This is a genomic window from Cellulomonas carbonis, from assembly GCF_014636275.1.
Taxonomy (GTDB): domain Bacteria; phylum Actinomycetota; class Actinomycetes; order Actinomycetales; family Cellulomonadaceae; genus Actinotalea; species Actinotalea carbonis.
The window spans coordinates 925,702-938,981 of the sequence record NZ_BMEB01000001.1; the positions used below are offsets into that span (position 1 = coordinate 925,702).

General features: G+C 74.9%; 9 protein-coding genes. 1 reads left to right on the top strand and 8 read right to left on the bottom strand.

The window, feature by feature from the left end; genetic code table 11:
* Positions 1-49: 49 nt before the first annotated feature.
* From smc to ileS, 8 genes are all read right to left on the bottom strand, one after another.
* Positions 50-3,667, bottom strand: coding sequence for a chromosome segregation protein SMC (gene smc / locus IEV86_RS04265; RefSeq protein ID WP_188484552.1), 3,618 nt, complete (start codon positions 3,665-3,667; stop codon positions 50-52).
* Positions 3,668-3,758: 91 nt separating this feature from the next.
* Positions 3,759-4,187 carry a nucleoside-diphosphate kinase gene (ndk, locus tag IEV86_RS04270; RefSeq protein ID WP_043603469.1) on the bottom strand — a complete coding sequence of 143 codons (429 nt, stop codon included), beginning with the start codon at positions 4,185-4,187 and terminating at the stop codon, positions 3,759-3,761.
* 5 nt (positions 4,188-4,192) lie between these two features.
* Positions 4,193-4,636 (bottom strand): DUF4233 domain-containing protein, encoded by a 444-nt coding sequence (locus IEV86_RS04275; RefSeq protein WP_081978511.1) that lies wholly within the window; start codon positions 4,634-4,636, stop codon positions 4,193-4,195.
* 106 nt (positions 4,637-4,742) lie between these two features.
* On the bottom strand, positions 4,743-5,495 hold the full coding sequence (dhaM, locus tag IEV86_RS04280; RefSeq protein WP_202595136.1) for a dihydroxyacetone kinase phosphoryl donor subunit DhaM: 753 nt from the start codon (positions 5,493-5,495) through the stop codon (positions 4,743-4,745).
* Entirely contained in the window at positions 5,492-6,139 is a 648-nt protein-coding gene (gene dhaL, locus IEV86_RS04285; RefSeq protein WP_043603395.1) for a dihydroxyacetone kinase subunit DhaL, read from the bottom strand. Before dhaL ends, dhaM begins: the two co-directional genes overlap by 4 nt.
* Before the next feature lie 167 nt (positions 6,140-6,306).
* Positions 6,307-7,302 carry a dihydroxyacetone kinase subunit DhaK gene (dhaK, locus tag IEV86_RS04290; RefSeq protein ID WP_043603397.1) on the bottom strand — a complete coding sequence of 332 codons (996 nt, stop codon included), beginning with the start codon at positions 7,300-7,302 and terminating at the stop codon, positions 6,307-6,309.
* A gap of 197 nt (positions 7,303-7,499) precedes the next feature.
* Complete coding sequence (locus IEV86_RS04295; RefSeq protein ID WP_043603401.1) at positions 7,500-8,846, bottom strand: bifunctional folylpolyglutamate synthase/dihydrofolate synthase; 1,347 nt, start codon at positions 8,844-8,846, stop codon at positions 7,500-7,502.
* Positions 8,843-12,091 carry an isoleucine--tRNA ligase gene (gene ileS / locus IEV86_RS04300; protein ID WP_043603403.1) on the bottom strand — a complete coding sequence of 1,083 codons (3,249 nt, stop codon included), beginning with the start codon at positions 12,089-12,091 and terminating at the stop codon, positions 8,843-8,845. Before ileS ends, IEV86_RS04295 begins: the two co-directional genes overlap by 4 nt.
* 342 nt (positions 12,092-12,433) lie before the next feature.
* Here ileS and IEV86_RS04305 point away from each other — a divergent pair, with 342 nt between their 5' ends.
* Positions 12,434-13,207, top strand: a complete 774-nt coding sequence (locus tag IEV86_RS04305) for a MerR family transcriptional regulator (RefSeq protein ID WP_043603405.1) — start codon at positions 12,434-12,436, stop codon at positions 13,205-13,207.
* The last annotated feature ends 73 nt before the right edge of the window (positions 13,208-13,280 follow it).

Genomic DNA, 13,280 nt, shown 5'->3' on the forward strand with positions numbered 1-13,280 from the left:
CGTCCTTCCGTGCGGCCCCGGCTCGCGAGATCACCACAGGATCTCCACCTCAGGCGGGGGCGTCCTCACGCAGCCGCTGGCTGATCACGGTCGTGACGCCGTCGCCGCGCATCGTCACGCCGTAGAGCGCGTCGGCGATCTCCATGGTGCGCTTCTGGTGCGTCACGACGATGAGCTGGCTGTCCTCCTGCAGCTCGCGGAAGATCTCGAGCAGGCGGCCGAGGTTGACGTCGTCGAGCGCGGCCTCGACCTCGTCCATGACGTAGAACGGGCTCGGCCGCGCCTTGAAGATCGCGACGAGGAGCGCCACGGCCGTGAGCGACCGCTCACCGCCCGACAGCAGCGAGAGCCGCTTGACCTTCTTCCCCGCGGGGCGGGCCTCGACCTCGATCCCGGTCGTCAGCATGTCGCCCGGGTCGGTGAGCACGAGGCGGCCCTCGCCCCCGGGGAAGAGCCGCGCGAAGACCCGCTCGAACTGCACCGCGGTGTCGCGGTACGCCTCGGCGAACACCTGCTCGACGCGCTCGTCGATCTCGCGGACGATCTGCAGCAGGTCGCTCCGCGACTTCTTCAGGTCGGTGAGCTGTGTGGACAGGAACGTGTACCGCTCCTCCAGCGCCGCGAACTCCTCGAGGGCCAGCGGGTTCACCCTGCCCAGGAGCGACAGCGCGCGCTCGGCCGCGCGGAGCCGCTTCTCCTGCTCGGCCCGGACGTACGGCACGTGCAGCTCGTCGTCGTCGGGCTCGCGGTCCTGCTCGGCCGCGGCCGAGCGGACGGCCTCGGCACGGTCGCCCCACAGGGGCACCGGCCGGTCCGGCCCGTACTCGGCGACGAGCACCTCGGGGTCGGTGCCGAGGTCCTCCACGGCACGCGCCTGGAGCTGCTCGATGCGCAGCCGCTGCTGCGTGCGCGCGACCTCGTCGCGGTGGGCGACGTCCGTCAGCTCGGCGAGGTCGGCCGCGGCACGGTCGACCTCCGCACGGGTCGCACGGACCTGCTCGTCGCGCTCCGCCCGTGCGGCCTCGACCGCCTCGCGCTCCTCGCTCGCCCGCCGCAGCGACACCTCGAGCACCGCGAGCGCCCGGTCGGCGCCGGCGGCCACGGCCTGCGCGCGACGCGCCTGCTCGGCGCGCTGGCGCGCCCGCTCGGCGGCACGCTCGCGCGCCTGCCGCTCGGTCGCCGCCGCACGCTCGAGGGACTGCGCCCGGCCCGACAGCGCCCGCGCGCGCTCCTCGCTCGTCCGCAGCGTCAGCCGGGCCTCGGTCTCGCGCGACCGCGCCGACGACGCCTCGGCGGACGTCCGGTCGCGCTCCGCGAGCGCGGTCGCGATCTCGTCCTCGGACTCCGCAGGGTCCTGCTCGGCGCGCTCGAGCCGCTCCGCGAGCTCCGCCAGCTCGGTCTGGTCCGCCGCGAGGCGCTCCGTCGCGCCGGCGAGCGCGCGCTCGGCCCGCTCGACCTCGGCCCGCGCGGACCGAGCGACCGACCCGAGGTGCCCGAGCTGCTCGGCCACGGCCGCGAGCGCGGCGTCCGACTCGTGGAGCCGGTCGAGCGTCGCGTCGTGGCGTTCGCGCGCCGCCTGCTCGGCGTCCCGTGCGGCGACGAGCTCGAAGCGGGTGCGCTCGCCGCGGGCGACCGCCTCGTCGAGCTGCTCGCGCGCGTCGTCGAGCGCCGCCTGGAGCTCGAGCACCGACGGAGCCGAGGCCGAGCCGCCGGACGCCCGCACCGCGCCGAGCAGGTCGCCCTGGCGCGTCACGGCCGTGAGGGAGGGGTGCTCGTGCACGAGGGCACGGGCCCGGGCGAGGTCGTCGACCACCACGACGCCGGTGAGCAGCTCCTCGACCGCGGCGCGGACGACGGCGGCGGGCTGCACGAGCGACACCGCCGGCACCGCCCCCTCCGGCAGCGCGACGCCGTCGGGCACCCCGGTTCTCGACGCACCGGGGTCGGGTGCGCCGCCGGACCCGACGACCAGCACCGCGCGTCCCGAGTCCTCTGTCCGCAGGAGGCGCAGCGCGTCGACGGCGACCTCGAGCGACTCGACGGCGACCGCGTCCGCCGTCGCCCCGAAGGCGGCCGCGAGGGCGTCCTCGAACCCGGCCTCGACGCTCACGAGCGCCGCGAGGGACCCGAGCCGCCCCGGGAGGTCCGCCTCGAGCAGCGCCCCGGCGCCGTCCTTGCGGACGAGGCTCATCCCGAGGGCCTCGACGCGCGCGGCCCAGGTCGCGCGGTCGCGCTCGGCGACCTGCTCGGCCTCCTTGAGGGTGGCGAGGCGCGCGACGGCGTCGTCGAGGGCCTCGGTGGCCGCCTCGTGCTCGGCGTCGAGCCCCTCCTCACCCTGCTCGACCCCCGCGACCTGGGACTCCAGGGCCGTGAACTCGACCGTCGCCTGGTGACCGCGGCGCTCGGCCTCCGCGACGGCGTCGCGCAGTCGACCGATCTCGGACTCGGTCGCCTCGACGCGGCTGCGCTTGGCAGCGACCTGGCCGGCGAGACGCGCGAGGCCCTCGCGGCGATCGGCCACCGCGCGCTGCAGTGCGGCGACCTGCTTCTCCGCGGCGCGGGCCGCCTCCTCGAGCTCGGCCCGCTGGGTCGCGGCCGCCTCGACCGCCGCACGGGCCATCTCGACCTCGCCCGCGAGCTCGGCCTCGGCAGCGCGGGCCCGCGCGGCCTGCGCCTCGAGGTCGTCGGGGTCACGACCACCGGTCGGCTCGTCCGCGGCCGAGCCGAGCAGGCGCAGCCGCTCGCCCGCGAGCGTCGACGTCCCACGCAGCCGCTCGCGCAGGGACGACAGCCGGTACCAGACCTCGCTCGCCTCGGACAGCGCAGGAGCCGCGGCGGCCGCCTCGGCCTCCAGGCCCGCGAGACGGGCGCGGGCCGCGGCGAGCGTCTGCTCGACCTCGGCGCGCCTGGCCTGCAGCGCCGTCTCGTCGGCGATCTCCTGCTCGAGGGTCGCGGTGAGCTGCACGAGGTCGTCCGCGAGGAGGCGGGCGCGTGCGTCGCGCAGGTCCTGCTGGACCGTCTGCGCCTTGCGGGCCACCTCGGCCTGCTTGCCGAGCGGGCCGAGCTGGCGGCGGATCTCGCTCGTCAGGTCGGTCAGGCGCGTGAGGTTCGCCTGCATCGCGTCGAGCTTGCGGAGCGCCTTCTCCTTGCGCTTGCGGTGCTTGAGGACGCCGGCGGCCTCCTCGACGAAGCCGCGTCGCTCCTCGGGTGTGGCGCGCAGGACCGCGTCGAGCTGGCCCTGGCCGACGATGACGTGCATCTCGCGGCCGAGGCCCGAGTCGGACAGCAGGTCCTGGATGTCGAGCAACCGGCACGACGACCCGTTGATCGCGTACTCCGAGCCGCCGCTGCGGAACAGCGTCCGCGAGATCGTCACCTCGGTGTAGTCGATCGGCAGGGCGCCGTCGCTGTTGTCGATCGTGAGGCTGACCTCGGCACGACCGAGCGGCGGCCGCCCCGACGTGCCCGCGAAGATGACGTCCTCCATCTTGCCGCCGCGCAGCGACTTGGCACCCTGCTCGCCCATCACCCAGGCGAGCGCGTCCACGACGTTCGACTTGCCGGAGCCGTTCGGGCCCACGACGCAGGTGACGCCGGGCTCGAAGCCCAGCGTCGTCGCGGACGCGAACGACTTGAAGCCGCGGAGCGTCAGGGTCTTCAGGTGCACGGGGTGAGCCTAGGAGGTCGTCGGCCGGGCGGCGGTCAGGCGGGCGCCGCCGCCGCGGCGTCGGCCGGGCGGCCGGGTGGTGGCGGGACGGTCAGAGGTGCGGGAACCAGAGCGCGATCTCGCGCGCGGCGGACTCGGGCGAGTCCGACCCGTGCACGAGGTTCTGGGTCACGCGCAGGCCCCACTCGCGACCGAGGTCGCCCCGGATGGTGCCGGGCGCTGCGGTCGTCGGGTCCGTCGCGCCGGCGAGCACGCGGAAGCCCTCGATCACGCGGTGGCCCTCCGCGACGACGGCGAGGACCGGACCCGACGCCATGAACTCGACGAGCGCCGGGTAGAAGGGCTTGCCCTCGTGCTCGGCGTAGTGCGCACCGAGGAGCTCCGCGTCGGCCGTCCGCAGCTCGGCCGCGACGAGGGTGTACCCCTTGGCCTCGATGCGTCGCAGCACCTCCCCCACCAGTCCGCGGCGGACGCCGTCGGGCTTGACGAGGACGAGGGTGCGCTCGGGTGCTGACGTCATGGCGGTCACCCTAGCGGCGCGGCGGCGGCCCTCTCGGCGCGCTCGGCGTCGATGCGCCCGCCGAGCCGCAGCGCGACGACCCACAGCACGACGAAGATCCCACCCACGAGCAGCATCTCGCGCACCGCGAGCCCGAGCACGAGCAGCGGGAGCTGGAGCACCGAGCCGGCCCAGTAGCCGGCCGGCCACCGCAGCATGCCCGCGACCAGCAGCATCGACAGGGCGAGGCTCCCGCCGAGGAGCCACACGGTGCCGGCCGGTGCGAGCCGGAGCCCGTACGCCGCGAGCGTCGCGAAGAGCACGACGAACGCCTCGAGGGACAGGATCGTCGCGGCGAACTGGCGCCGCGCCGACCGGGGCGGCCGCGCCGACCCCGCCGCGCGCCCGGTGCCCCCCTCGCTGCCCGTGTCCCGACCGGTCGGGGGCTGGTCGCTCGTGCTCGCGCTCACCGGCTCAGGCTACCGGCGAGCGCTCGACGTCCCCGCGGGCCCTCGCGCCGCGTCCGGCAGCTGCTGGACGACGGCGGCGCGGCTGCGGCCGTGTCGCCCTGCTGCGTCACACCTCGCCGAAGCCCTCGTCGACGAGGCGGACCACCGCGTCCACCGCCTCGGCGGCTCCCGGGCCCGACGCCTCCACCACGAGCTCGTGGCCGCCGGCGGCACCGAGCGCCATGAGCGCGAGGACGCTCGCGCCGTCCACACCGTCCACCGTCAGCGGGACCCCGAGGTCCGCGACCGCACGGGCGAGCAGAGCTGCCGGCCGCGCGTGCAGGCCGAGGGGGTTCCGCAGGACGACGGTCCGACGGACGGCCTCGCCGGCGGCTGCGGCGCCGGCCGCGTCGGGAGCTCCCGCGGAAGCGGCACCGTCGCGCGGCCCCGACGTGCGCGACGTCGACCAGTCCCCCGCCGCCTCCCCGGCCGTGACGACCTCGTCGAGGTCCCCACCCTGCTGGGCGCGCACGGCGGCGGCCACGGCGCCCTCGAGGAACGGCCCGTCGACCAGGCGCACGCGCGCGGCGACGTCCTCGTCGACCGCCTCGAGCACCGACTCGGTCGTGAGCACCGCGGAGCCGAGGTCGGTGAGCACCGCGACGCCGCCGCCGTCGGCCCCCGACCCCTCCTGGGCCGCCGCGGCGCCCTCCTCGATCGCGTCGAGCACCCGCTCGAAGCTGGTGCCGATCCCCTCGGGCATGCCGCCCGCCGCGACGATCGCGACGTCGGGGGCCATCTGCGCCGCGATCTCCGCGACGCCCTCCGCCGCGGCGCGCGAGTGCGACACCAGGACGAGCGCGACGCGCGCCACGGTCACGCCGTCGCCGACGCCGTGCCGGCCGCCTCCGCGGCAGCCCGGATGACGAGGGCCGACGACGCAGCGCCCGGGTCGCGGTGGCCCGCGCTGCGCTCCCCGAGGTAGCTCGCGCGGCCCTTCGTCGCGACCAGCGGGTCCGTCGCGACGGCACCCGCCTCGGCAGCCTCGGCCGCGGCCACGAGGACCTGCTCCGCGGACGCGCCGTTCGCCGCCGCGTCCTGGGCCGCGGTCACGGCCGGCGTCCACGCATCGACCATCGTCTTCTCACCCGGTTGCGCCTTGCCGCGCGCGACGATGCCCTCCAGGCCCGCCTCGAGCAGCGCGACGACGCCGGCCGCGTCGAGCGACGCGACGCCCGTCACCTTCGCGGCGCGCAGGTATGCCGTGCCGTAGAGCGGTCCCGCCGCGCCGCCCACGGTCGACATCAGGGTCGTCGCGACGGTCTTCAGGACGTCGCCGACGAGCTCGGGCGGCTCGGCGCCGTCGAGCTTGCCGATCACCGCGGCGAACCCGCGGTTGAGGTTCTCGCCGTGGTCGCCGTCGCCGATCTGGCGGTCGAGCTCCACGAGCAGGTCACGGTTCTCGGCGACCACCTGAGCGGTACGCCGGACCCATGCGAGCGCCCACGTCACGTCGAGGCTCATGCTCCTCCTTCGTCCGAGAGGCCCGCGCCGCGGCGCGGGTGACCCCACCCTGCCACGCGGCCACCTCCCACGGCACCGAGGCGCCGTCGGCGACCGCGTCACGCCGGTACGCCACCGCGCGCCGGGCCGCGGTTCGCTCGTCCCCGGTCCGGCGCGCGGCGCTCACGTCACCAGCGCAGGGCGGCGGTGTGCACAGGGGCGTCCCACAGCGCCGTGAGCTCGTCGTCGAGCCGCAGCACGGTCACCGAGGCGCCCTGCATCTCCAGGGACGTCACGTAGTTGCCGACGAGCGACCGGCTCACCGTCGCGCCGCGCCCCTCGAGCAGCCGGCGCGCGTGCCGGTACACGACGTAGAGCTCGGACAGCGGCGTGCCCCCCATGCCGTTGACCAGCAGCAGCACCTGGTCGCCCGACGCCAGTCCGAGGTCGTCCATGACCGGGGTGGTGAGCAGGTCGGTGATCTCGTCCGCCGGTGCCATGGGGATGCGACGACGACCGGGCTCGCCGTGGATGCCGATGCCGATCTCGATCTCGGCGTCGGTCAGGTCGAAGCTGGGCGTGCCGGCGTGCGGCACCGTGCACGCCGACAGCGCGACGCCCATGCTGCGGACGTTGGCGACGACGCGCTCGGCGACGGACGCGACCGACGCGAGGTCGTCGCCGCGCTCGGCCGCCGCCCCGGCGATCTTCTCGACCGCGACGGTCCCCGCGACGCCGCGCCGCCCGGCGGTGTACAGCGAGTCCTCGACCGCGACGTCGTCGTTGACGACGACCGTCCGGACCTCGATCCCGTCGGCGTCGGCGAGCTCGGCGGCGGTCTCGAAGTTGAGGATGTCGCCCGTGTAGTTCTTGACGATGTGCAGCACGCCGGCGCCGCCGTCGACCGCTGCGGTCGCGGGGGCGATCGCGTCGGGCGTCGGCGAGGTGAACATCGCGCCCGGTACCGCCGCGTCGAGCATCCCGCGTCCGACGAAGCCGGCGTGCAGGGGCTCGTGCCCGCTGCCGCCGCCGCTGACCAGACCCACCTTGCCCCGGACGGGCGCGTCGGCCCGCACCACGAAGAGAGGGTCGGTCCGGACGGCCACCAGGTCGGCGTGGGCGAGCCCGAACCCCTCGACGGACTCGTCGACGACGCGGGACGGGTCGTTGATCAGCTTCTTCACGCTGCACTCCCTCTCAGGTCGCACCCGCGGCCTCGTCGCCGCGGCACGGGCGCCCCGCCGACCCGTGGCCGGGCCCGGCCGGGGCGTCCCTGCTGGTCAGCATCCTCACGCGTGCCGATCACGGTCAAGGGGATCCCGTGCACCGCTCCTGCACGTCCGTGCAGGAGCGGTGGTGGGCAGGTGGGCGGTGGCCGGGCTCAGCGCCCCATGAGGACGCGGACCTCGCCCGCGAGCACGACCGACCCGGTGACGAGCACACCCGCACCCGTCAGCGCACCGGAGTTCCCGCCCTCCGCGAGCTCGACCGCGCGGGCGACCGCCTCGTCGACGCGCTCGGCGCGGTGGACCCGGTCCTCGCCGAAGACCTCGACCGCGACCCGCTCGAGGTCCTCGACGTCGAGCGACCGGGCGGACGCCGACCGCGTCACGACCACCTCGTCGACGAGCGGCTCGAGCCCCGCGAGGATCTGCTCGGCGTCCTTGTCCTCCATGACGGCGACCACCCCGACGAGCCGCGTGAAGGCGAACGCCTCCTCCACCGCGACCACGAGTGCCTCGATACCCGCGGGGTTGTGCGCCGCGTCGACGAGGACCGTGGGCGAGGACCGGACGACCTCGAGCCGGCCCGGCGACGTGACTGAGCCGAAGGCGGCCTCGACGACGTCACCCGCGAGCGCACCGCCGTCGCGCAGGAGCGCCTCGACCGACGACAGCGCGAGCAGCGCGTTGTGCGCCTGGTGCGCGCCGTGCAGCGGAAGCAGCACGCCCGTGTACAGGCCGCCGCTGGTCCGCAGGTCGAGCACCTGGCCGCCGACCGCGACGTGACGCTGCACCACCTCGAGGTCGACGCCCTCGCGCAGCACGCGCGAGCCGTGCTCGGCCGCGGCGGCGAGGACCACGCCGTCGACCTCCTCGGTCTGCTCGGCGAGCACGACGACGCTGCCGTCCTTGATGATCCCGGCCTTCTCGCCCGCGATGTCCACCAGGTCGTGACCGAGCCACCGCTCGTGGTCGCGCGAGACCGGCGTGAGCACCGCGACGTCAGCGGTCACCACGTTGGTCGCGTCCCACAGGCCGCCCATGCCGACCTCGACGACGGCGACGTCCACGGGGGCGTCGGCGAACGCCGCGAGCGCCATGACCGTGAGCACCTCGAAGAAGCTCATCCGCGGGCCGCCGGCCGCGAGCGACCGCTGGTCGACCATGTGCACGTACGGCGCGACGTCCTGCCACAGCTCGACGAACCGCTCGGCGCTCACGGGCTCGCCGTCGACGACGACGCGCTCGGTCACGCTCGACAGGTGCGGGCTCGTGAAGCGACCCGTGCGCAGGCCGTGCTCGCGCAGCAGGGCGTCGACCATGCGCGCCGTCGACGTCTTGCCGTTGGTGCCCGTGACGTGCACGACGCGGTAGGCGTCCTGCGGCCGGCCCAGCAGGTCGCACACCTCGACCACGCGGTCGAGCGTCGGCTCGAAGGCGTGCTCGGGTGCCCGGTCGAGGATCCCCGCGTAGACCTCGCGCAGGGCCTCGTCGTCGGCGCTCACGCGTCGACCTCGACACGCGCCACGGCGGCGTGCGCGACGGCACCGTCGACGTCACCCGCGACGACGGCGAGCTCGGTGGCCAGCGTCTCGCGCGCGATCATGTCGCGGTGCGCCTCGACCGCGGCGACGTGCTCGGCCCCGACGGTGAGCGCGAGCCGGATGCGGTCGGAGACCTGCAGACCCGCGGCCTTGCGCTCGTCCTGGACGACGCGCACGACGTCGCGTGCGAAGCCCTCCGCGCGGAGCGCGTCGTCCAGACCGGTGTCGAGCAGGACGACGCCGCCGTCCCGCAGCACGGCGGCGACGGTGTTCTGCTCGTCGGCACCGTCCGCGACGACCGTCGTGAGCTCGTACTCGCCCGGCTCGAGCGGCACGGCCCCGTCGGCGACGCGCACGACGACCGTGTCGCCCGACTGCTCCCACTCCCCGGCCTTGGCGGCGCGGATGACCTCCTGGACCCGGCGGCCGAGCCGCGGGCCCGCGGCACGCGCGTTGACCGCGAGCCGCTGCGTCACGCCGAGGTCGGCGAGGCCCACCTCGGCGACCGGGACGAGCGTGACGTGCTTGACGTTGAGCTCGCGCGCGACGAGGTCGGCGTACGGCTGCACCGCGGCCGGGTCGGTGAGCGCGAGGCCGAGCTCGCGCAGCGGCTGACGGACGCGCAGCCCGTGGCCCTTGCGCAGGCCGAGGACGGTCGACACGACCTCGCGGACGGCCTCCATCGCGTGCACGAGCGCGGGGTCCGCGACGAGCACGGCGTCGGCCTCGCCCGACGCGACGGCCGGCCAGTCGGCGAGGTGCACGCTGCGCCCGCCGGTCAGGCCCCGCCAGACCTCCTCGGCGACCATCGGCGCGAGCGGCGCCATGACGCGCGTGAGCACCTCGAGCGCGGTCCACAGCGTGTCGAACGCGTCGTGGTCGTCCGCCCAGAACCGGTCGCGCTGCGTCCGCACGTACCAGTTGGTGAGCATGTCGAGGTGGTCGCGGACGGACTCGCACGCCCCCGCGATGTCGTACGTGTCGAGCTGCTCGGTGACCCGGACGACGAGGTCGTGCGTGCGGGCGAGCACGTAGCGGTCCATGTGCGGCAGGTGCTCGACCCGCTCCGTGGTGACGCGCTGCGCGGCGTACCCGGCCCCGCCGTGGGCCGCGCCCGCGTACAGCGAGAAGAAGTACCACGTGCTCCACAGGGGCAGGTGGACCGTGCGGACGGCGTCACGGATGCCGTCCTCGGTCACGACGAGGTTGCCGCCGCGCAGGATGGTCGAGGACATGAGGGACCAGCGGACCGCGTCCGACCCGTAGACGTCGAACATCTCGACGGGGTCGGGGAAGTTGCGCAGGCTCTTGCTCGCCTTGCGGCCGTCGTCACCCAGCACGATCCCGTGGCACATGCACGTGCGGAAGGCGGGCCGGTCGAACAGCGCCGTCGCGAGGACGTGCAGCGTGTAGAACCAGCCGCGCGTCTGCCCGATGTACTCGACGATGAAGTCGCCCGGGTAGTGGTGCTCGAACCAGTCCGCGTTCTCGAACGGGTAGTGCACCTGGGCGAAGGGCATCGAGCCCGAGTCGAACCAGACGTCGAGCACGTCCGGGATCCGGCGCATCGTCGACCGGCCGGTCGGGTCGTCGGGGTTCGGGCGCGTGAGCTCGTCGATGAACGGCCGGTGGAGGTCGGTCACCTGGACGCCGAAGTCGGCCTCGAGCTCGGCGACCGAGCCGTACACGTCGGTGCGTGGGTAGGCCGGGTCGTCGCTGACCCAGACGGGGATCGGCGTGCCCCAGTACCGGTTCCGCGAGATCGACCAGTCGCGCGCGTTCTCGAGCCACTTGCCGAACTGCCCGTGCTTGATGTGGTCGGGCACCCAGGTGATCTGCTCGTTGAGCTCGACCATCCGGTCGCGGAACGCGGTCACGCGCACGAACCAGCTCGAGACGGCCTTGTAGATCAGCGGGTTCCGGCAGCGCCAGCAGTGCGGGTACGGGTGCTGGTAGGTCTCGTGCCGGACGACGACCGCGCGCTGCGCGGGCGCGACCGCCCCGAGCGGCCCGGTCCCCGCCTTGAGGTCGGCGAGGATCCGCGCGTTCGCGTCGAAGACCTGCTCCCCCGCGTAGTCGGGGACCTCGGCGGTGAAGCGACCCTTGCTGTCGACGGGCACGACCGGGGTGATCCCGGCCGCGTCGCACACCGCCATGTCGTCCTCGCCGAACGCGGGCGCGAGGTGCACCAGGCCCGTGCCGTCCTCGGTCGAGACGAAGTCGCCCGCGAGCAGCCGGTGGGCGTTCTCGTGCCCCTCGAAGTAGCCGAACGGGGGCGTGTAGCGCCGCCCGACGAGGTCGCGACCCGCGACCCGCTCCAGCACGGCGGGCTCGTCCCCGAGCTCACGCGCGTACGAGGCCAGGCGCGACGCCGCGAGCAGCAGCCGCTCGCCCGCGAGGTGCTCGGCCGCACCCTCCCCCGGGACGACGACGACGTACTCGACGTCGGGACCGACCGCGACCGCGAGGTTGGACGGGAGCGTCCACGGCGTCGTCGTCCACACGAGCGCGAGCTCGCCGCTCTCGAGGCGGACGCCGAGCGTGACGGCCGGGTCCTGGCGCGACGCGTACACGTCGTCGTCCATGCGCAGCTCGTGGTTGGACAGCGGCGTCTCGTCGCGCCAGCAGTACGGCAGGACGCGGTAGCCCTCGTACGCCAGGCCCTTGTCGTAGAGCTGCTTGAAGGCCCAGACGACGGACTCCATGAACGGCAGGTCGAGCGTCTTGTAGTCGTTGTCGAAGTCGACCCAGCGCGCCTGCCGCGTGACGTACGCGCGCCACTCGTCGGTGTACCGGAGCACCGAGGTGCGGCACGCCTCGTTGAACGCGGCGATGCCCATCTCCTCGATCTGGGACTTGTCGGTGATCCCCAGCACGCGCTCGGCCTCGAGCTCGGCGGGCAGGCCGTGGGTGTCCCAGCCGAAGCGGCGCTCGACGCGCTGACCGCGCATCGTGCGGTAGCGCGGCACGACGTCCTTCGCGTACCCGGTCAGCAGGTGCCCGTAGTGGGGCAGGCCGTTGGCGAAGGGCGGGCCGTCGTAGAAGACGTACTCGTTCGCGCCGTCGTCGCCCGCGGGCCGCGCGTCGATCGACGCCTGGAAGGTGCCGTCCTCGGCCCAGTGGGCCAGCACGTCCTTCTCGAGCGCGGGCAGGTCCGGGGACGCGGGCACGCCCGAGCTGTCGGGGCGGTGCAGCGGGTAGGCCATCGAGGGGCTCCTGGTCGTCACGGTGTGCAGCACATCGTGCGAGGACGACGCCGGGGCGCCGCGGTACCACCTCGCTTGCCCCCGTCCGTGCGTCGGCGTGGCCGGGCACGGGACGAGGACCGCTCGTCGCAGGCTGTGACGGGCCCACCCGTCCGGTTCTACTGGGGCGCCCGCACGCGCGGGAGCCGGTTCTTCCGGAGGCTCGCCGGTGATGGCCGGGTCGACGCCTTTCCCCGATCGTACAAGGCGGTCCAGCGCGCGTCCGCGAACGCGGGTCGTCGGGGCTTGCGGTTGACGTGACGTCAACTCCTACCGTCGTGCGTGACAGGAGGAGGTGACCACGTGACGAGCGTCGACCAGGACGTCGAGGTCCCGATCCAGGAGGTGGCGAGGCTCACCGGCACGACGAGCCGCACGCTGCGCCACTACGACGCGATCGGGCTGCTGCGCCCGAGCCGGGTCGGGCACGGCGGGCTGCGGTTCTACGGCCGCGACGAGCTCGTGCGGCTCCAGCGGATCCTCGTGCTGCGCGCGCTCGGCGTCCCGCTCGCGGCGGTCGCCCGCGTCGTGGACGAGGGCGAGGACCAGGTCGTCGCGCTGCGTCACCACCTCGACCAGCTGCGGTCCGAGCAGGCTCGGGTCGCACGGCAGGTGCGCTCGGTCGAGCGCACGATCGCCGCACTCACGGGAGGAGGACCGGTCATGGCCGAGCAGATGTTCGACGGCTTCGACCACACGCAGCACAAGGACGAGGTCGAGCGCCGCTGGGGCGCCCGGGCCTACGCGGACTCGGACGCCTGGTGGCGCGGGATGTCGGACGACGAGCGGGCCGCGTGGCGGCGGCGCACCGCGGAGCTCGGACGCGACTGGGCTGCCCTGGCGGCCTCCGGCGCCGCGGCCGACTCGCCAGCGGCCGCCGAGCTCGCGCGGCGCCACGTCGCATGGCTCGCCGGCGTCCCCGGGACCCCGGGGCACGGCGGTCCGGCGCCGGACCGCGGGTACGTCCTCGGCCTCGCGGACACGTACGTCGCCGACGAGCGGTTCGCGGCGGCCTACGGGGGCGTCGAGGGTGCGACGTTCGTCCGCGACGCGCTCCGGGCGCACCTGGGTGCGTGAGGGGCCCCACGGCACCTCACGCACCCGGGTGCGTGCGTCCCGAGGCCGCTGGCACGCCGGGCACCCGGGCGGG